At 37.6% G+C, this 20,147-nt stretch carries 19 protein-coding genes; 13 read left to right on the plus strand and 6 right to left on the minus strand.

The features are described 5' to 3' along the window. A partial coding sequence (locus ABIL69_10185) for a DPP IV N-terminal domain-containing protein (GenBank protein ID MEO0124354.1) occupies nucleotides 1-852 on the plus strand: 852 nt, incomplete at its 5' end. Here ABIL69_10185 and lgt read toward each other — a convergent pair. From lgt to ABIL69_10200, 3 genes are all read right to left on the minus strand, one after another. Then, nucleotides 833-1,594 (minus strand): prolipoprotein diacylglyceryl transferase, encoded by a 762-nt coding sequence (gene lgt, locus ABIL69_10190; GenBank protein ID MEO0124355.1) that lies wholly within the window; start codon nucleotides 1,592-1,594, stop codon nucleotides 833-835. The two genes, ABIL69_10185 and lgt, sit on opposite strands and share 20 nt — an antisense overlap. Then, nucleotides 1,594-3,633, minus strand: coding sequence for an elongation factor G (fusA, locus tag ABIL69_10195; protein MEO0124356.1), 2,040 nt, complete (start codon nucleotides 3,631-3,633; stop codon nucleotides 1,594-1,596). Before fusA ends, lgt begins: the two co-directional genes overlap by 1 nt. A gap of 85 nt (nucleotides 3,634-3,718) precedes the next feature. Next, a complete protein-coding gene (locus tag ABIL69_10200) occupies nucleotides 3,719-5,107 on the minus strand; it encodes a T9SS type A sorting domain-containing protein (protein MEO0124357.1) in 1,389 nt (462 codons plus the stop codon). Between the two features lie 190 nt (nucleotides 5,108-5,297). Between ABIL69_10200 and ABIL69_10205 the strand changes: the two genes are divergently transcribed. From ABIL69_10205 to ABIL69_10220, 4 genes are all read left to right on the plus strand, one after another. After that, complete coding sequence (locus ABIL69_10205) at nucleotides 5,298-6,674, plus strand: MBL fold metallo-hydrolase (protein ID MEO0124358.1); 1,377 nt, start codon at nucleotides 5,298-5,300, stop codon at nucleotides 6,672-6,674. A gap of 70 nt (nucleotides 6,675-6,744) precedes the next feature. Further along, complete coding sequence (locus tag ABIL69_10210) at nucleotides 6,745-7,014, plus strand: hypothetical protein (protein MEO0124359.1); 270 nt, start codon at nucleotides 6,745-6,747, stop codon at nucleotides 7,012-7,014. A gap of 2 nt (nucleotides 7,015-7,016) precedes the next feature. Further along, on the plus strand, nucleotides 7,017-8,198 hold the full coding sequence (locus ABIL69_10215; GenBank protein MEO0124360.1) for a DNA methyltransferase: 1,182 nt from the start codon (nucleotides 7,017-7,019) through the stop codon (nucleotides 8,196-8,198). Beyond that, a complete protein-coding gene (locus tag ABIL69_10220; protein MEO0124361.1) occupies nucleotides 8,188-8,871 on the plus strand; it encodes a BsaWI family type II restriction enzyme in 684 nt (227 codons plus the stop codon). Before ABIL69_10215 ends, ABIL69_10220 begins: the two co-directional genes overlap by 11 nt. A gap of 268 nt (nucleotides 8,872-9,139) precedes the next feature. Here ABIL69_10220 and ABIL69_10225 read toward each other — a convergent pair whose 3' ends face one another. Both ABIL69_10225 and ABIL69_10230 read right to left on the minus strand, forming a co-directional pair. Beyond that, entirely contained in the window at nucleotides 9,140-10,078 is a 939-nt protein-coding gene (locus ABIL69_10225; GenBank protein MEO0124362.1) for a T9SS type A sorting domain-containing protein, read from the minus strand. 84 nt (nucleotides 10,079-10,162) lie between these two features. After that, a complete protein-coding gene (locus ABIL69_10230) occupies nucleotides 10,163-11,395 on the minus strand; it encodes a hypothetical protein (GenBank protein MEO0124363.1) in 1,233 nt (410 codons plus the stop codon). 239 nt (nucleotides 11,396-11,634) lie between these two features. On the opposite strand from ABIL69_10230, the gene ABIL69_10235 reads away from it, so the two are divergent. From ABIL69_10235 to ABIL69_10270, 8 genes are all read left to right on the plus strand, one after another. Continuing rightward, nucleotides 11,635-12,723, plus strand: a complete 1,089-nt coding sequence (locus ABIL69_10235) for a hypothetical protein (GenBank protein MEO0124364.1) — start codon at nucleotides 11,635-11,637, stop codon at nucleotides 12,721-12,723. A gap of 15 nt (nucleotides 12,724-12,738) precedes the next feature. Continuing rightward, nucleotides 12,739-13,527, plus strand: a complete 789-nt coding sequence (locus ABIL69_10240) for a phosphate ABC transporter substrate-binding protein (protein ID MEO0124365.1) — start codon at nucleotides 12,739-12,741, stop codon at nucleotides 13,525-13,527. Between the two features lie 91 nt (nucleotides 13,528-13,618). Beyond that, the gene (pstC, locus tag ABIL69_10245) at nucleotides 13,619-14,512 is read left to right on the plus strand and encodes a phosphate ABC transporter permease subunit PstC (protein MEO0124366.1); all 894 of its coding nucleotides are present in this window, start codon (nucleotides 13,619-13,621) and stop codon (nucleotides 14,510-14,512) included. Between the two features lie 35 nt (nucleotides 14,513-14,547). After that, complete coding sequence (pstA, locus tag ABIL69_10250; GenBank protein ID MEO0124367.1) at nucleotides 14,548-15,447, plus strand: phosphate ABC transporter permease PstA; 900 nt, start codon at nucleotides 14,548-14,550, stop codon at nucleotides 15,445-15,447. A 50-nt stretch (nucleotides 15,448-15,497) separates the two neighbouring features. Beyond that, a complete protein-coding gene (pstB, locus tag ABIL69_10255; GenBank protein MEO0124368.1) occupies nucleotides 15,498-16,256 on the plus strand; it encodes a phosphate ABC transporter ATP-binding protein PstB in 759 nt (252 codons plus the stop codon). Further along, a complete protein-coding gene (gene phoU / locus ABIL69_10260) occupies nucleotides 16,249-16,935 on the plus strand; it encodes a phosphate signaling complex protein PhoU (protein ID MEO0124369.1) in 687 nt (228 codons plus the stop codon). Before pstB ends, phoU begins: the two co-directional genes overlap by 8 nt. Nucleotides 16,936-16,990: 55 nt before the next feature. After that, the gene (locus ABIL69_10265) at nucleotides 16,991-17,668 is read left to right on the plus strand and encodes a response regulator transcription factor (protein MEO0124370.1); all 678 of its coding nucleotides are present in this window, start codon (nucleotides 16,991-16,993) and stop codon (nucleotides 17,666-17,668) included. Beyond that, on the plus strand, nucleotides 17,665-18,906 hold the full coding sequence (locus ABIL69_10270; protein ID MEO0124371.1) for an ATP-binding protein: 1,242 nt from the start codon (nucleotides 17,665-17,667) through the stop codon (nucleotides 18,904-18,906). The genes ABIL69_10265 and ABIL69_10270 overlap by 4 nt, the downstream gene beginning before the upstream one ends. A 59-nt stretch (nucleotides 18,907-18,965) precedes the next feature. Here the strand turns inward: ABIL69_10270 and ABIL69_10275 are convergent. Continuing rightward, on the minus strand, nucleotides 18,966-20,147 hold a 1,182-nt coding region (locus ABIL69_10275), incomplete at its 5' end, for a tail fiber domain-containing protein (GenBank protein ID MEO0124372.1).

Below are 20,147 nucleotides of genomic sequence, written 5' to 3' on the forward strand. Positions count from 1 at the left end.
ATGGATCCATATTCTTCAAGTCCTATCCCAATGGGAAAAATGAATCAATTCAAGGGTTGTTTTGGTCCAGACAATGAATTACTTGCGGTTGCTGCGGCAAAAAGGGATATCTCGGATATATATCTCATAAAATTGGATGGCACAATAGTAAAAAAATTGACGAACAGGGGTATGAACACCGACCCGGCGTTTTCGCCGAAAGGTGATAAGATTGCATATGTTTCAAGTGTAGATGGTGACGAGGAGATATATCTCTATGATATCAATACTGACTCCACTATAAAACTGACTAATAATGATTATACAGATTTTTCACCAACTTTTTCTCCAGATGGAAAAGAGATTGTATATGTTACAAACCGTGATGGCGGATGGGAGATATACAAAATAAATCTTATGCAGAAACAGGCATTCAGGTTGACGAAGAATAATTACTGGGATGGATTTCCTTCTTATACACCGGATGGGAAATTTATAGTTTTTTCATCAAAAAGAAATGGTAGTGAAGATATATTTATTATGAAGCCAGACGGTTCAGGTGAGCGTATATTATATTATACAAAATATGACGAGACCGACCCTCATCTTGCAGGTGATAATCTATATTTTCGTTCAAATATGGATGGAGAATTTGAGATATACAAATTTGATATTAATAAAAAGAGCCTGATCCGGCTAACATACAATGATGTCCCGGACTGGAACCCAAGGGTGAGCAGTGATGGAAAAAGAATCGTCGTTTCAAGAAAAGTCAAGCATCTATGGCAACTTTATTTTATCAATCTTGAGAATCCAATTTCTGCTGAGGTAATTGCAGAAAGGATAAAAACGACTATTGGGATAAAAGATTAGTCTTTTTTGCCTTTACTAAAAGTAATATTCCTGCGAATACAATTATTATTGAGATTATCTGATTGATTAAGAAATTGCCTGTATCTTCATAATATCGTATAAAATCAACCCCAAATCTAAAACCGCCATAAAATATTAAAAAGTATGCAAAAATTTGTCCCTGATGATGTTTCTGATGAAGCATGCGCTGGAGGAAGAAAAAGAGGAATAGACCGAAAAAGGATGAATATAACTGGGTAGGATGTATTGCACAATCAAGGCCGGCGTGATAGGCGAATGAACCATGAGGAAAATGGACACCCCAGGGTAACTTTGTTGGTTTACCAAAACAGCAACCATTGAGGAAACAGCCGATTCTGGTAAAGAATTCGCCAAGGGCGATAGAAGGGCTCACCATATCGCTCAGCAATGTGATTGAAATCTTTTGCCTTTTTACATATATTGCACCAGCAATGAATGCCCCAATAAATCCGCCAAAGAACATCATTCCACCGTTCCATATTTCAAAAATACTTATTATGTCCCTGAATTCAGATGGATGGAATAACACATAAAGAACTCTACCGCCCAGGATCACACCTATCATTAACCAGAATGCAAGATTTTCAATTATTACCGGGGCAATATTGTGTTTTTTAGCTTCTCGTTTGACAAGAAAAAGGGCAACGATAAATGAAATGACAAGCATTGTGCCATAACTTGGTATGCCGAATCCGTCAAATTTAATAAGTAGAGGTCTCATTATTTATTTTCTTTCTTTGCCTCTTCAATGATCTTCTGGCTTATTTCTCTCGGCACCTCTTCATAATGATGGAACTTCATTGTAAAATAACCCCTGCCCTGGGTCATTGAGCGGAGGCTCGTTGAATATTTATACATTTCTGCCTCAGGTACCATTGCTTTAACTACCTGTATTTTACCTATCGCCTCCATTCCCATTATCTTACCTCTCCTGCTATTCAAATCGCCGATCACATCACCCATAAATTCTTCAGGTACATATACTTCAACTTCCATTATTGGTTCTAAAAGGACTACATTACCTTTTTCGGCATTTGCTTTTAGTGCCATTGAAGCGGCAATCTGGAATGCGATATCAGAAGAATCAACTGGATGGTATGAACCATCATAGACCGTAACCTTTACATCGGTTATAGGATATCCAGCAAGAAAACCTTTATCTAATGCTTCGCGTACACCCTTTTCTACCGAAGGTATATAACGGGCAGGTATTGCACCACCGAATATCTCATCAGCAAATTCAATGCCCTGACCCCTGGGAAGCGGTTCAACCCTTAACCAGCAATCACCATACTGTCCGTGTCCACCAGTCTGTTTTTTATATTTCCCCTGGGCTTCGGTCTTTTTTGTAAATGTTTCACGATATTTTATTTTCGTTTTTGTAAGTTCCACATTCACACCATATTTTCTCTGGAGTCTTGATAGAATCACATCAAGGTGTAATTCACCAACTCCGGAAATGATTAATTGCTTTATCTCGTGGTCGTAGGCAAAACTGAATGTGGGATCTTCAGCCCTTAATTTTGTTAGACCATTAGAAATTTTTTCTTCGTCGCCTTTTGCCTTGGGTACGATCGCCATTGATATTGATGGCGCAGGAAATTCAATCGGTGGTAGTTTAACATTTGTTTTTGCCAGTGTATCACCGGTATGGGTATTTTTTAATTTCACCAATCCCGCAATCATCCCTGCTGATAAGACATTACTCTCTTTTCTCTCCTTTCCTTTAATAAAATATATCTGGGCAATTTTTTCTTCTGTATTTTGTGTAGTATTATTTACGGTATCGCCCATACTCAGTTTACCGCTCAGAACCTTTATATAACAGAGTTCACCAAGATGGGGTTCAACTATGGTTTTGAAGACATATCCGACAAAAGGTTCATTTTCATTTCTTTTAATTTTATTACCATCCAGTAGTAATTCGGGGAATTCTTCATAAGAAGGGAGAAATTCGGTTGCCATATTGATAAAATCCTGAATGCCTATGAGCTCAAGCCCTTCACCACAAAAACATGGAGCTACTTTATTTTCTACTATTGCCTTCTTTACAGCAGGAATGCATTCTTGAATACTCAGAGAACCGGACTCAAGATATTTATTCATCAGGTTATCATCGCTATCTGCGGCACATTCAATAAATAGTTCCTGGTATTTTGAAACCTTATCTTTTAAATCAGCAGGAATCGCTACTTCGGTTGTCTTTCCATCTTTTGTAATATATGCCTTTTCTTTTATAATATTTGCAACCCCTTCAAACTTTTCCGCCATACCAATTGGAAGATTAAAAGGCACGATCTTCTTTTTTGAAATTTCATTCAAACTCTTTAAAACTTCATAAAAATCTGCATTTTCTTTTTTAACTTTATTTATAAAAAAGACAATGGGTATATTTCGCTTCAATGCTTCATTCATAATTCTCTCTGTACCCACTGCAATGCCTGTGGTGGCATCCACCACTACAACACAGATATCAACCGCATAAAGTCCGCTCATCATTTCGCCGACAAAATCAGCATATCCCGGGGTATCAATTAAATTAAATGTTATCCCTTCATATTCAAAGGTCGCAAGCCCCAGATTAAGACTGCAACCTCGTTTTTGCTCATCCGGGTCGGTATCAAACATACTTGTTCCATCACTAACCTTGCCAAATCTTGTGTTGGCACCGCAAAAGAATGCAATTCCATCAGCAAGGGTAGTTTTTCCACAACCTGCATGCCCAAATAATCCAATATTCTTTAACCCTTTCTGTCCCATAAAAATACCTCCTTAATATAAAATCAATGAAAGTCAGGCTATTGATTATATCTTATTTTTACCTAAAGTCAAGTTTTATGATTTTTTAACGCATGATAACGAATTTATTCATTGTTTTTTGACTTTGGGTTCTAATTTCCATAAAATATGTTCCCGGTGCAAGGTCTGAGATTGGTATTGATAACAAATCATTTTTTTCTTCAAATTTCTTTGCTTTAACACACCTTCCACAGACATCGTAGATTTTGATTTCAATCGTACCCTTCCTTTTTGAAGTCTGCAGGTAAATTTTGTCCGATGCTGGATTAGGAAAGATTTTAGGTGCTGATTTTCTTTGCTTTACATATTCACTTATCCCGACATCAGGGTGGTATTTAACAATGAGAAAATCATAATTAGTCCCATTATAAGATGCACCGCTAACAATTATATTATCGGAATTGTCAACGGCAATACCGAGCCCCTGGTCATCATTCCCGGTATCAAACCTTCCTTCCCATTTCAAATATCCCGACTCTGTATAACGGAGGGTCAAATAATCATATAAATTTCCTTCTGAAACTCCTGTGACAAAGATATCATTATTGGAGTTTATAGCAATACCAAGTGCCTCATCATCACCACCATAATCAAATATCCTTGACCAGACTGTATCACCGTTTGGATTACATTTAACGGTCAGGATATCATAGGCAGGATAAGCCCCTGTAGCGCCCGTTAAGCAGATGTTATCTCCAAAATCTATTGCAATATCCGTGCATATGTCATCCACATTAAAGTTATAAACTTTCGTCCATAATGTATCACCATTAGGAAGATATTTTATTAAAAGAAAATCAGCTTCGTATGAAGGTGGATAAACAATTCCGCACACCGTAACAGACTGATCGCTACTAACATCTGCCCGATATCCTATTTCATCAAAACCATTATCATAAATTCTATCCCACACCAGATCGCCATTTGACGAATATTTTAATAAAATAAGGTCATAGGTATTCCCATTGAAACTTAAACCACTTACATAGATGTTGTTCATTGAATCTGTAGTTACTCCCTGAGCAATATCAAAGAAAACACTTTGATATCGTCTCGACCATATTGTATCACCAGATGGAGAATACTTAATAATTAAGGCCTGAGCAAAATAACTTGTAGTATCAAAAGTATAACCCGCTACGATGATATTATTTCCTCGATCAACCGCTGCATCAATTAACCAGTCATCACCACCTGCATCATATTCTTTTGTCCAGAGCAAATTTCCATTCGGACTATATTTTACTATTAGACAATTGCCTGGTACTGTACCACCCATTGCATCAACAGTTACCCCTGCAACGATGATATTCCCATCATTATCAGTCGCAACACTATAACCTGCCTCATCAAGTCCATTATCATATCTCCTTGTCCAGAGTGTGTCCTGGCAAAGGCCCCAGCCGATTACAATAAAGATTAAAAATTTCTTCATCATTCCTCCTAACAGTCTCTTAATTGTATAATAATTATAAAAAAATTCAAGATGGAAAATGATTCTTTCCTGCGAGGATAAAGAATTTATTCAAAAATCAACATTTCCCATTTCCAGACAGGCGGAAAATGTTGACAAATTTTCTTTTCAATAAATATTGACCTTTTAAATATTTTGATTATTATCTTCTATGGAAATAACTTTTATCGGTGCGACGAGGACCGTTACCGGTTCAATGCATTTATTTGAATATAAAAAACAGAAATTTTTGATAGAATGCGGACTTTATCAGGGGCACCGTGCAGAGGCAGAAAGGATAAACCGGACATTTCCATTTAAACCGAAAGAAATAAGATGTGTTCTGCTTTCCCATGCCCACCTTGACCATTCAGGCAATCTACCGACACTTGTGAAAAAGAATTTTAATGGAGAAATCTATTGCACACCAGCAACAAAAGATATTGCAGAACTTTTGCTGCTTGATTCTGCCCATCTCCAGGAGAACGATATTGCATACTTTAATAAAAAACAACGCAAGGCAGGCCTGCCAACAAAAGAACCACTTTATACAGTTGAAGATGCAGAAGAATCGCTCCGATATTTTAGAGCCATTAATTACAATAATGAATTTGAACCGATTGATGGTGTATCTATAACATTTTATGACGCAGGACATATCCTTGGTTCCGCACAAGTTTTGATTGAGTTTGATGGGAAGAGGATTCTTTTCAGCGGTGATCTGGGAAGGAAGAATATGCCGATAATCAAAGACCCAGAGATTCCCCGGGATATTGATTATCTAATACTTGAATCTACCTATGGAAGCAGGGTCCATAGTTCATTTGAACAGATGACCACTGAATTAAAAGATATAATCCTTGAAGGTAAACAAAAAAAGAGTAAAATAATTATTCCGGCATTTGCAGTGGAAAGAACCCAGGTTCTGGTTACGATGCTTAAAAGATTATACGAAGAAGGCGTGTTGAAAAATATTCCGATATATGTTGATAGTCCCCTGGCAACGAGTGTGACCGAAGTCTTCTCAAGACATCCAGAGTGTTTTGATAAAGAGACCTATGAAAAGTTTCTTAAAGAGGAACCATTTGATTTTCCGGGCATCACATACATAAAAGACCAGGAAGGTTCAAAAAAATTGAATGAGAAAACAGGCCCAATGATTATTATATCTGCTTCAGGTATGTGTGAAGGTGGCAGGGTGCTACATCATTTGATACATTCTATAGAAAATGAAAATAATATTATAATCCTGACTGGATTTCAGGCTTCAGGAACCCTTGGTAGAAAACTCCTTGATGGCTATAAAGAAGTCTTTATATTTGATACAAAATTTGAGGTTAAGGCAAAGGTATATTTTATGGCCGGGCTTTCTGCCCATGCAGATAGCAATGACTTGATTGAGTTTGTCAAAACAGTCAAGAATGGCCGTCTGAAAAAAATATTTTTGATTCATGGCGAGATCACCGAGGCAGTGGTGTTGAAAGGAAAATTAGAGGCATTAGGCATACCAACTGAAATTCCGGAGTGTATGAACAGGGTGGAGTTATAAGGAATTCTTTACTTGACTTTACGCAGACATTTTGTATAATATTAGGATAGGCAGTCAAAGGTAGGTGTTTATGAGAAACCGCAAAATAGAGAGAGCACTGGCTAAAATTTATAACGAAAGAAGTAAATGGAATGGTGGAAAGGGGCCATTTATTGAATCCGATGTGAAATACAGAGAGTTAATTTTGGTAAAACAGAGAATTCTCCAACAATTAGAAGAAGCATTGTTATATAAAGACAAAGGAGAAGAAAAATTCAATTTAATACTGTTAGAACTGGTAAACAACTATTTGAAAATTTTGAAAAACAAAAAGAAGGAGTTGATAGAAACGAGAAACTAAAAATGAAAAATCTTTTGAGAAAAGAGTCAAATAAATCTACGGTAGAATATGGTTTTATATTTGCGTGCACTATAAAAAGTGAAAGGGAAATGCTTGAAAGTTTAACTTTTGTGACTAATAAAATTTATGGGCACAAAGTTCTTTCAATAAAAAATGGTAACTATATCTTTTTATATAATCTTGATTCCGACATCTTATATGGACCATTTATATCAATTACTGACGGATCATATGATAAATCTCTTAAACTTTTTAATGGGAAATACCCTTATTATGTTAAGGTTAAACCCAATGGAGAAATAAAAAAATTAGAAAAGGCGAGTAATATTTTTAGGAAACTCAATTTTTCATGGAGAGATATATTATCTGAAAAAGGAGTAAAAGTTCTATGTGCAGCATTAGAAGATAAAAATTTACCATTAAATGAAAGCAGAGGTAATCTCACAGTTGAAGAAAATTTTAAACCACCTATTATTTCGACAACATTATGGGATTTTCCTACTCAGAGCTATGGTAATACACCGAAAGGAAATAATAAATATCCCGGTGTTACACCTGCTTTTATACTTTATAATTTAGTTCATAGGTACACTGAACCTGGTGATTTGGTATGCGACCCTATGGCTGGGTCAGGAACTACAATTGATGTTTGTCTGGAGGAAAAGAGGAGAGTAATAGCATTTGATATAGTACCAACAAGGTCTGATATTATTCAGGCTGATGCCAGAAGGTTACCTCTTAGAGATAACTCTGTGGATATGATTTTTATTGACTCGCCTTACGGTGATAATATTAAGTATAATGAGCATCCACTTAACATTGGAAATATATCCGCAAGTGATGATAAATTTTTTAATGAACTTGAAGAAGTTATGAAGGAAAGCTACAGGGTATTGAAGGATAATAAAGTTCTTGCCTGGCTTATAGGAGATCAATGGGCAAAACGAATTTTTATTCCTGTGGGTTTTAAAATTTATGAAAGGCTTACAAAATATTTCCAACCCGTAGATATAATATGTGTGGTAAGGCGGAATCAGTCTTCAAACACACCTTTCTGGCATAGCAAGGCAATTCAGCATAATTTTTATCTTAGAGGGTTTAAATATTTAATCATTGTTAAGAAAAGTGGTAAAAGTGAAGTTCAAAAAAATTTAAGAGTTGAATGGAGATATTATGAGAGATAAAAAAAGTGAGTTCTCCAAAAATATGAAACAGCACATAAAAGACAGATTAAGAAGAGAGGGTATTAATAACTTTACGAAGATACTAATGGATATAAGACAGAAATACAAAGAGAATATATTAAAATTTGGCATAAAAGATGCTGAGCAGTCTTGGAAACCTTTTAAGGGTAATATGTTAGAGGATGTCATTTTAGAATATATAGTGGAAGAATTAAGAGCAATGGGACTTGAGGTGATAAAGGGAGCAACATTAGACAAAGCTGATAGAAATCTTACAGAATGTTTGTCAAAAGTGAAAAGAAATATTGTAGTAGACTTTGGGGAATTCGGAATGCATTTGCCAGATGCAGATTTAGTGATTTATGACCCCAAAAAATGTAAACCGATTGCTATCGTGTCTTCCAAAGCATCCTTAAGAGAAAGGGTTGCACAAACCGGATATTGGAATATTAAACTTAAAAATAGTCCTGTTACTAAAAATATAAAGGTTTTCTTTATAACCTTAGATGAAGATGGAGATTTGACTTTAAGTAAACCAGCGAAAAAAGGAAGGGCTATCGCCGAGGTTGATACAGATGGAACTTTTGTCATAACCACGGAACAGATTGAAGAGAGTAACAAAATCAAAACAATAGCAAGATTTTTTGAAGATTTAAAAAAACTAAAAGTGTAGCATCACGGGAATACTATTCACATTTATGTTGAAATTGATGGCTATGACTGGTTAAAGGATAATTTTAAATGTTTTTTTAATTATGGGAATCCTGATTGGGATTGGATAAGAGGAAAGATCGGGGAACTAAAATCAAACCAGCAAGGTTAACATTTCCCCCTTCGCAAGCGGGATCGAAAAAAATTTAAATAGGAGAAGTAGAGAAAATACAAAATGGAGCACCCGGTTTTAACCGGGTGCTCCATCCAAGATATTGTTTGATTGTTTTCTATCTGTTCAGGATTAGTTTTTGAATTGCTTTTAATCCCCCAGTTTCAAGTTTGGTGAAATAGATTCCGTTTGCTATCGGTACATTTCTTTCGTCAGTTCCATCCCAGATTGCACTGTATGTGCCTTTTGTCTGTTTTGCATTTATTAGTTTTTTCACAAATCTGCCCTGAATATCATAAATTGAGAGATTTACATGGCTGGGCTGAATTAGTTCGTAGGTTATCCTGAAAAATCTGTTTGAGGGATTGGGTTCAACCGTGAGTTTCTTAATCGCTCCGGATATATTTTGTTCTTCTGTACCTACCATAAGACTCCACCGATACATACTGCTGCCGTTCGTGCCAACAAAGAGGTAATTATTAGGATATATACCAAGTGATGTAGTATTCGTGTTTTGCAATCCTGTATTCATCAATGTCCAGGAACCTCCGCCTGTCGTACTCTTGTAAACACCGCCTGTTGTTGCAGCATATATTTCATTTTCATTGGATGGATTGATTAAAACTGCCTGGACACTTGCAGATAATCCTGTGTTCGTCCAGTTTGCACCAGCATTTGTTGATTTGTAAACTCCTGAAGAAGTTCCTGCGTATAATATGTTTGCCTTAGTGGAACCAATCTTTATATCGTACACAGTTCCACTCAACCCGCTGTAAGAAGAAAACCAGGAAATCCCACCATTGGTGGTTTTAAATAAAGCCGGGGTACTTCCTGCATTTCCGCCTGCATAAACTATATTTGAATTGCTTCTGTCAATTGCCAATGCATAACAACAACTGAGATTGTTTAAAGTTCCGATAATCGTATCCCTTTCCCAACTAGTGCCCTGGTCAGTTGACTTTGATACAATAAAATAGTAAGTGTAATTTGTACCATCATAGTAATATTGGTAACCGCCGCTATAGAGTATTGAACTGTTATTAGGATCTATAACCAATGCTCCGCCATCAGCATAATATGTATCCAATGCACTTGACCAGACGGACCCGCCGTCTGTGCTCTTATAGAGCTCAGCATTGCCTCAACCACTTCCTTCTAATGCGTATACAAGATTGGGATTGTTATAGGCAACAGCAAATTCGCAGATGTTCCCGCAACTCACCGGTGTGGGTAGCAAGGTCCAGTTTGTTCCACTGTTGGTTGTTCTATAAACACCCATCCCTTCTATTGATGTATATATTGTTGACTGTGAAGAAGGGGCATTGGTGAAACTGCAGATTGTACCTAAGCTAAGACCAGTATTTACATCAAACCAATTTGAACCTCCATTAGTTGTTTTGTAAATACCTTTACTACTGCCATAGTATGCTATTTGACCAGATTGTTGACTCATCGGAATAAAGTAGAAATAATTGCCCTGCACACCCGTAGAAACAGAGAACCAGGTTGCACCAGCATCTGTCGTTTTGTAAATATCTGTATAACCGCCTACATACGCTACATTTGGCGCAGCACTACTTACGGACATTCCATAATTATAATAATGGGTACTTACCTGGGTCCAGGAAGTCCCGCCATTTGTGGAGCGATATATCCCGGTATATGCCCCGGCATAAACAATATTTGGATTCGTTGGGTGGACAGCGACGGATAAGACATAATAGGTACTGGATGGTATTCCAGAATTGACCAGTGTCCAGTTTGTGCCTGCATTTGTTGATTTGTATACCACAGGCCAATAGGTGCTGTTGTAATAAGAATATCCGCAAATATATACAGTATTCGCATTTGTATAGTCTATCGCAATATTATAACCATAACCTGTGCTGTCTGTGACATAAGTTGTAGCCCAGTTCACACCACTATTTGTACTTTTGAAAAAAGCCAATCTATATCTTGTGCCATCATAGGCATATCCTGCCGCATAAACAATTGTAGGATTTGTGTTGTGAACAGCTATACCATATATTACTGAATTTTGAACATAAACGCTACTCCAGTTTACTCCGCCGTTAGTAGAGCGATAAAAATAAGAATTACCACCGAGATATAAATTGTTATGGTTTGTGGGATCAATAGCACCGCAATAAGGATAACTACTGATAGAACCCACGGTTGTCCAACTCGTACCACCGTTGGTAGTTTTTGCAATGAATGCTGGCGAGCTGTATGTGGCAACATACGCAATATTATGATCGCTGAATGATACCATAACTGGTCTTATATAGCCACCGTATGGTCCGATAGATTCCCAATCTGCACTACCCCATGTTATAAACGATATAATTCCAAACACCAATAGTGTTGTTCGCACCTTACACCCCCTTTATGGTTAGTATATCTCTAATTTCTAAATGAAACCCGTATTTTTTCGATTTCACCTCCTTTCTATAAAAAAAGTGTTCTTATCATAAAGACTTAAGCCTATTATATATTAATCAATAATTTACATTTGTCAAGGGCGAAAATGACAATCTATCTTAACCATCTTTTAACATTTGGTTAATTAAAACTTAATATCCCGAAGGTATAATGTCTTGTGAAAGGAGGCATATGGGGTTAAATCCCAAATCTCAAATCCTAAATCCCAAATTCGTCCTTTGGGGCATGTTTTTGTTGTTATGCGTCAGCATGGTCTATGCGGATGCCCCTATATACGGTTATATCTGGGTCAGATATACCTATGATTACCTGATGAAACCGGATACAGCGAGTAAACATCCCCATGCTTTTTCCATTGATAGGGGTTATATAAGGTGGAAGACATCCACCACACCTGTTGCCTTTAGTGGCACAATTGACATAAATATGAAGGCGGGTTACACAAAGGATTCGGATTGGCTTGTAAGATTTAAATACGGACAGGCTGACTGGACTTTGCCTTATATTGGTAAATACATTCCTGATGCTAAACTTATGATTGGATTACAGAAAGTCTATTTTGGTTTGGCTGATTTATGGGAATACCCACTTATTGAAAAGTCATTGGAAGACCATCTCAAAAAAATCAATACCGCTGATTTGGGTGTTGGGTTCTATGGTTATCTGCCAAATGGGTTTGGTGATGTTTCTATTCAAACCTTTAACGGTTCTGGTTATAGCAAACCAACAGAGATTGATTTGAATAAAGCAAAATGTTTTAATGCTTCAATCGTTCCCCCTGTTTTCTTACGAAATTTTGGAATAATGTTAAAGGGTTCTTACTGGATGGAGAAGACCACTACAAAATACTGGAGTGCAGCGGATAGTGAAACCCTTTCCGTTGATTTAACTGAAAACAGAATGACGGGGGTTGTCCAATTAAGGTATGCATTTGCATCATTGATTGGTGAGTATTTTATTTCTGAAGATGGTAAGACCCCTGATAACAAAATAACCAAGGGTGTGGGATATTCATTTATCGGTCAGATTGATATCACCAAGAATTTTGCAATTTTAGCCCGTTACGATATATGGGATAAGAATGTAACAGATACGACAGCCGCGGCTAATATAGATGCGGTTTACACCAAAATTTTGGGATTAAATTACAAAATAAGTGACAATCTATTGATTCAAGCAAATTATCAACTTACTGAATATCAAGACACCTTAAAGGTTCCGGTGGATAAATTTATGATTCAAGCAAAGTGTTCTTATTAATGTGAGGAGGTTAATATGAAAAACTTATTGGTTTTATCATTGCTAATAGGTTTAGGCTTCAGCCAGAGCCTTGTGATTCAAGGTTCAACAACGGTTCTACCTATTGCCCAGGCCTCAGCAGAAGCATATATGGAGAAACACCCTGATGCAGATATTATGGTGCGGGGGGGTGGTTCAGGAACCGGCATTGCGGCACTCATTGACCGTGCCTGTGATATTGCCAATTCTTCAAGACCAATGAAGACAAAAGAAATCAAACAGGCACGTGAAAAGGGTGTAAATGCAGTAGGAACTGTGATTGCAATGGATGGAATTGCGGTTATCGTTCATCCCAGTAATCCAATCAATGAAATTTCTGTTGAAGACTTGAAAAAGATATATACCGGTAAAATGACCAACTGGAATGCACTCGGTGGCAAAGGCAATATCGTTGCCGTATCAAGGGATGCGGCTTCAGGAACTTATGAAGTATTTAATGAAAAAGTTCTTGGTGGTGCAAAACTAACTGATGGTGCATTGATGCTTGCATCCAATCTTGAAGTAGCAAGGGCAGTAGAACAAACCCCGGGTGGAATAGGTTATGTGGGACTCGGTTATCTGAGCGACAAAGTCAAAGTGCTGAAGGTTAACGGAGTTACACCTTCAGAAGCAACTGTCCAAAATGGCACTTATCCTCTTGCACGTCCATTATATATGTATACGAATGGTAATCCATCAGGCATTGCCAAATCCTTCATTGAATTCATACTTTCAACTGAAGGACAGACAATAGTCCGCGATAATGGCTTTGTGCCGGTTAAATAGATACTATTACCCCTCACTTTCCTCTCCCCCTGGGGAGAGGATTAAGGTGAGGGGTATGATTCTTCAGAGAAAATGTTTTGAGGGAGTTTGAATGCTACTGAACCGCAGAATGACTGAGGGTACAATAAAAATTGTTCTCTTTATTATTGCTCTAAGTGCGCTCGTCTTCCTTGCAGGAATAGTGATTGTATTGATTTCTCAAGGAACACCAATTTTGAAATTTGTCAGTCTCAAAGATTTCCTCTTCGGGATGGAATGGTATCCAACCCACGAAGAACCAGAATTCGGAATTTTACCAATGATTTACGGTTCTTTAGTTGTCACGCTTGGTGCGCTGATACTTGCTACACCATTAGGTATTATGTGTGCTCTTTACATTGCTGAGGTTGCACCAAAGTGGCTTAAAGAGACACTCAAGCCAATTATTGAATTGCTTGCTGGTGTGCCTTCGGTAATATATGGTCTGTTCGGAGCACTCTTTATTGCTCCGATAATTCAACGATTGTTCAATCTGCCTACAGGTTTTACCGCGCTCTCTGCTGCCATTGTTTTAGGTATTATGATTCTTCCTACAATCACCAGCATTGTTGAAGATGCATTGACGGCAATCCCGAAGGAATACAGGGAAGCAGCGCTCGCCTTGGGCGCGACCAAGTGGGAAACGATGACAAAAATCGTTCTACCAGCAGCATCAAGCGGTATCACAACCGGTATTATTTTAGGTTTGGGCAGGGCAATCGGTGAGACAATGGCAGTCCTTATGGTCGCGGGTGGTTCTGCAAACATTGCTTTTTCTCTGCTAAAACCGGTGCGAACAATGACTGCAACGGTTGCGGCAGAAATGGCAGAAACAGTCGTGGGAAGCGAACATTATTATGCACTTTTTGGTATTGCGATTGTGTTATTTTTTATGACAATGATATTTAATATTATCGCTGAACATATTTCTCATCGTTTTCACAAAAAATTTACAGCGGTGAGATGAACATGGGTAACAATACTCTTGAAATGTCAAATATAATGAACTATCCTGTAGAAAATCAAACAATTAAGAAAAATTCATCAAAAGACAGGAGAAGAAGTATTCAAAACATTGGAATTTCAGTTTTGTTCCTCTCACTAATAATAAGTGCAGTGTTTTTGTTTGTTATTGTTGTTTTTATCAGCCTTCAGGGTGCCAGGGTCTTGAGTCTTGAATTTATAACCAGTATGCCCAAAAAATCAATGACTGCAGGTGGTATCCTGCCGGCAATCTTAGGAACATTCTACCTTGCCCTTGGTTCGGTGCTTTTTGCTTTACCATTAGGTGTTTTATCAGGGATATATTTAAATGAGTATGCTCAAGATAATGTAATTTTGAGAATTCTAAAAACAGGCATAAATAATCTTGCGGGAGTTCCTTCTATTGTCTTTGGCTTATTCGGACTTGCAGTCTTTGTAAAATTCTTTGGCTTTGGTGTTTCTATACTTTCTGGTTCATTAACATTGGGTATTATGATTTTGCCGGTGATAATAAGTACAACGGTTGAGGCACTGAAGACTGTTCCTGATTCATTCCGTGAGGCTGCATATGGTGTTGGTGCAACAAAATGGCAGACCATAAAAGGAATTGTTTTGCCTGCAGCTTTACCAGGTATATTAACTGGTGTAGTCCTCGCAATAGGACGTGCAGCCGGAGAGACCGCACCGATACTATTTACTGCCGCAACATTTTTCAGCAAAAAATTGCCCGGTTCAATTTTATCACCGGTTCAGGCATTGCCTTATCATATCTATGCCTTGATGACCGAGGGAACATATCCGGATAAGCAGGTGCCAATTGCCTATGGTTCAGCCTTGGTTCTTTTGATACTTGTTTTAGGAATGAATCTTGTTGCAATAATTATAAGAATAAGACAGAGAAAGAAGAGGTTATGGTAGAGATTACAGCGATAAATAAAGAAACAAAAATAGATACTGCCCAATGCAGTATGGCGAAATCGAGTATTATCATTAAAAATTTAAATGTATTTTTTGTAGAAAATCATGCCCTGAAAAACATTAGTCTTGAAATATACTGTAATAATATAACGGCAATCATTGGTCCGTCGGGTTGCGGTAAGAGTACGCTTATTCGCTGTTTAAATCGTATGAATGATATAATCCCATCAGCAAAAGTAGAGGGAGAGATTTGGATTGATGGTGAAAATATTTATGATCCACTATATGATGTATATGATTTGAGAAAAAAAGTCGGTATGGTCTTTCAAAAACCCAATCCATTTCCTAAAAGTATTTTTGAAAATTTGGCATTTGGTTTAAGGATTCACGGGATTACAGACAAGAGAGAAATTGAAGAAAGGGTAGTAAATGCGCTGAAAGCAGCGGCATTATGGGATGAGGTTGCAGACCGTCTGCATGATTCGGCATTTTCCCTTTCCGGTGGACAACAGCAGAGACTTTGCATTGCGCGCACCCTTGCGATTGAACCTGAAATAATACTATTTGATGAACCCTGCTCTGCCCTTGATCCAATATCTACCGCGAAGATAGAGGAATTGATGATAAATCTGAAAGAAAAATATACAATCGTTATTGTAACCCACAATATGCAGCAGGCGGCAAGGGTCTCGGATTGGACTGCATTTTTATATCTTGGTGAGTTGATTGAATACAGTCAGACATCAAAGTTGTTTACCAATCCCAGAGATCCAAAGACCGAGGCGTATATAACAGGTAGGTTTGGATAAGGGCGGGCTGATTGATATGTTGAAAGGGAAGATAGAAAAACTCAAGACAAATATAATAAGATTTGCGGGTCTCGTAGATAATATGCTGCGGGATACTGAAAAATGTGCATATAACCGCGACCATGTGATTGCCAATAACATAATTACTAATCTTGAGCAACTATCAAATCGCATTGAAGTAGAAAATGAAACATTGTTTATTGAATTCCTTGCCCTTTTTCAGCCCGAGGCGACTGATTTAAGGACGGTCGTTTCATTATTAAAGATCAATAATAATTTAGAAAGAATTGCTGACCATTGTGTTAATATTGCCCAGCGTATTTCAGTATATACCTCAATAAACAGTTTTAAGAATTTGAAAAATATGTTCAACATTGTTCAAAAAATGTTTAAAGATACTTTTAGTGCATTTACAAGTAATGATACAAGTAATTTAAAAACAATTATCAATCAGGATAAATTTGTTGATAAAGAACTCAAGGAATTGACGGATGAGGTTATTAATACAATGGATAGTTATCATTCCATGTCAAGCAATGCAATATCGGCATTATTGATTGGCAGGGACCTTGAACGTATTGCAGATTTAACTGTTAATATTTGTGAAGATATTATCTATATGACAAAAGGGGATGTCATAAAGCACAATCTGTATATACCATCAGAATCAAATCTTTAAAAATCTTAACCATATCTATTGACCAGAAGAAAATATTGGTTATCATTATCTATAGATGGCTAAAGAGAAAGTTGTGGTTATTGAAGATGACCCCGTAATTCTTGATTTAGTACGTTATAATCTTGAAAAGAATGGATTTTCTGTAGAAGGTTTTGTTAATGGCTATGATGGCATGGAGTATTTATCAAAAAACCCTGCCAACCTTTTGATTCTGGATTTGATGCTTCCGGATATTGATGGATTTGAAATTTGCAAGGAACTGCGGTCAAAAGAACAAACGAAAAATCTACCGATAATTATTCTCACGGCAAAAGGTGAGGAAGTTGATAGGGTTCTGGGACTTGAACTCGGTGCTGATGATTATATCGTGAAACCATTCAGTTCCAGGGAATTGATTGCGAGAATAAAGGCAATATTACGCCGCACAACTTCTGAAAAAACAACTGAAGAAATTTTTAAATTTGATGAACTCGTTATGGATGTAAAAAAACATAAGGTTTTCTATAAAGAAAAAGAAATAGATTTATCCGCAACTGAATTTAGAATTCTATATACTTTTATGAAGAACCCGGGCAGGGTTTTTACAAGAGACAATCTTCTTGATGTCATTGGTAAAACAATTCTTGACCGTAATATTGATGTTCATATAACCAATCTTAGAAAAAAACTTGGTCCGGGTGGTAAATTTATCAAAACCGTCAGGGGTGTTGGATACAAATTGGATTTAGCATGATTTATCTAATTATTATAATCTTAATTTTTATTATACTTTTTTTGCTACTCCATTTAATTATTTACTACAAAAATTTGAAGGATATTGTTCAATACACTAAAGATTTGCTGAATGCAAAATATTCGTCACGAATCTTAAAGAAAACAAAAGGGATGCTCGCAAATCTGATAGAAAACTTAAATGCCCTTGCTGAGAAATTAGAGGAGAAGAAATCAATTTCGGGCGGGAAAGAAGAATTACTTAATATATTTTTTGAAGAGATGAAGGAAGGATTTGTTTTAACCAGACTGAGCGGCGAAATTATTCAGGCAAATAGGAGTATTCAAAAAATCTTTGGAGAAAAAGCATTTCAGAGTGGCAAAATAATTCAAGAACTGATAATCAACAGAGAATTCATAGAATTTACCAATAAAATTCCTGATAAGAAAATTGAATTTATGGAACTTGAACTACCGGATTTGGGAAAGACATTTATTGTATCAAGATTCTATCTTGAATCCCAGCAGTGGTTTATTTATCTTTTTAATGACATAACTGATGCAAAAAATCTGAAAAGAATAAAGGCAGATTTTATCACCAATCTATCCCATGAATTGCGCACTCCATTGACTGCAATCAAGGGTTATCTTGAAGCACTGGATGACCCGGATCTGGACAAGGTAAACAGGGAAAGATTTGTCAAGATTGTCCGGGAAAATATTGAACGATTGACAAACATCGTTTCTGACCTGCTTGTACTTTCTGATGTTGAAAGACAGGAAAGAAAACTCAATATTGAAAAGATTGACCTGAATGAATTGATACAGGAGGTAATTTCACTATTTCGTAAGACCGCCGAAGAAAAAGGACTATATTTGAATTTTTCACCAGTTTCAATCCCCACATATTCGGGTGATAGATTTCTAATCCAACAATTATTGATCAATCTCGTGAGCAATGGAATAAGATTTACGGAAAAGGGAGGGGTTGAGGTTTCAGCAAAATACGAAAAAGATAAATTCTATATCACTGTTTCAGATACAGGTATTGGTATCCCATCAGAAGAAATTCCGCGCATTTTTGAAAGATTTTATACCGTTGATAAGGCACGTTCAAGAACACAGGGTGGTACAGGACTCGGACTATCAATCGTCAAACATATTGTCCAGTTACATCAGGGCGAGATTAAAGTAGAGAGCAGACTGCGTCAAGGCTCAAAATTCACCGTTATTCTGCCTGACTTAACCCCCACTTCGTAAGTGGATAAATAGCAACGCTACAGAAACGACAGAATCCTCTATTAATCCCTTCCGCTGGACTACTTTCCCATTCTCTCCTGAAGTATCTTGAGTTGTGCTTTTAGTTCCTCAATCTCGGCCTGTTGTTTCTCAATTTGTGCTTGTTGCTCCTGCATTGCCTTGACCAGAGGTACGACGAACTGGGCGTAACTCAAGGAATAGACATTCGCGGTGCTGTCAATACCTGAGAAATCGTAGTTGCATTCGCGCGCAGCCTTTGCGACATCCTGTGCCAAGAAACCGGAGATGCGTTTCTTCTCAATATCATACTTCCCTCGCCATTCAGCAGTATCAACCACACCCATTAATTGATTGAGCGCCTTTGTATCCCAATTGAAACTCACCGGTTTAAGCCGCATAATAAAATCAAGACCAGGAATATTTTCGCGCACATCGGTTTTTGTCCTTGCGTCCGAATAGGTGCTCCAGGTAACCTGCCCGCCGATCCAGGTAATTGATGTATTCCCGATATGCACCCGGTTACTCGCGGTGGGGTCTGCCAAATAGCCCAGAGCCACAGTGTTATCACTATTGCCATTTGTCGCAGTATAACTGCCCACTGCAGTATTATAAGAACCGGTCGTGTTGGAAGAAAGCGCATAGTATCCGATTGCAGTGTTATAGCCGCCAGTGGTATTGGAATAAAGCGCATTACTGCCGATAGCAGTGTTAAAATGGCTGGTGTTGTAGAAAAGTGCCAGATGTCCGATAGCAGTGTTATTAGTGCCGGTAGTATTGGAATAAAGTGCCTGGTATCCGCTGGCAGTGTTTAAATAGCCGGTAGTGTTGGAATAAAGTGCCTGGTATCCACTGGCAGTATTATCCCAGCCTATTGTGTTAGAAAAAAGCGCCTGGTATCCGCTGGCAGTGTTATAAGTGCCCGTCGTGTTGTAGCGAAGTGCCCGATGTCCTAAGGCGGTGTTATATATTCCGTTTGAAGTGCTCGTGGGCTGATTGCTGAAAAGGGCACTGTCACCGAGAGCGATATTAAAACTATTCCATGGGGTACCGGCATTGTAATAGGATTGGTTATATAGCGCCCTTTCTCCAATAGCAATATTGTGACCCGCGGTCGTGTTCAGATAAAGCGCCTGGGAACCGATGGCAGTGTTGTAATTACCGGTCGTATTGGAATAAAGTGCATAATATCCGCTGGCAGTGTTATCACTGCCGCCTGTGTTGGAATAAAGTGCCTGAGTTCC

The organism is candidate division WOR-3 bacterium, assembly GCA_039802005.1.
Classification (GTDB): domain Bacteria; phylum Hydrothermota; class Tepidihabitantia; order SM23-42; family JAOAFX01; genus JAOAFX01.

Coding starts and splice junctions, on each gene's coding strand:
- lgt (MEO0124355.1), bottom strand. CDS start 1,594: ATGAGACCTCTACTTATTAAATTTGACGGATTCGGCATACCAAGTTAT.
- fusA (MEO0124356.1), bottom strand. CDS start 3,633: ATGGGACAGAAAGGGTTAAAGAATATTGGATTATTTGGGCATGCAGGT.
- ABIL69_10200 (MEO0124357.1), bottom strand. CDS start 5,107: ATGAAGAAATTTTTAATCTTTATTGTAATCGGCTGGGGCCTTTGCCAG.
- ABIL69_10205 (MEO0124358.1), top strand. CDS start 5,298: ATGGAAATAACTTTTATCGGTGCGACGAGGACCGTTACCGGTTCAATG.
- ABIL69_10210 (MEO0124359.1), top strand. CDS start 6,745: ATGAGAAACCGCAAAATAGAGAGAGCACTGGCTAAAATTTATAACGAA.
- ABIL69_10215 (MEO0124360.1), top strand. CDS start 7,017: ATGAAAAATCTTTTGAGAAAAGAGTCAAATAAATCTACGGTAGAATAT.
- ABIL69_10220 (MEO0124361.1), top strand. CDS start 8,188: ATGAGAGATAAAAAAAGTGAGTTCTCCAAAAATATGAAACAGCACATA.
- ABIL69_10235 (MEO0124364.1), top strand. CDS start 11,635: ATGGGGTTAAATCCCAAATCTCAAATCCTAAATCCCAAATTCGTCCTT.
- ABIL69_10240 (MEO0124365.1), top strand. CDS start 12,739: ATGAAAAACTTATTGGTTTTATCATTGCTAATAGGTTTAGGCTTCAGC.
- pstC (MEO0124366.1), top strand. CDS start 13,619: ATGCTACTGAACCGCAGAATGACTGAGGGTACAATAAAAATTGTTCTC.
- pstA (MEO0124367.1), top strand. CDS start 14,548: ATGAACTATCCTGTAGAAAATCAAACAATTAAGAAAAATTCATCAAAA.
- pstB (MEO0124368.1), top strand. CDS start 15,498: ATGGCGAAATCGAGTATTATCATTAAAAATTTAAATGTATTTTTTGTA.
- ABIL69_10265 (MEO0124370.1), top strand. CDS start 16,991: ATGGCTAAAGAGAAAGTTGTGGTTATTGAAGATGACCCCGTAATTCTT.
- ABIL69_10270 (MEO0124371.1), top strand. CDS start 17,665: ATGATTTATCTAATTATTATAATCTTAATTTTTATTATACTTTTTTTG.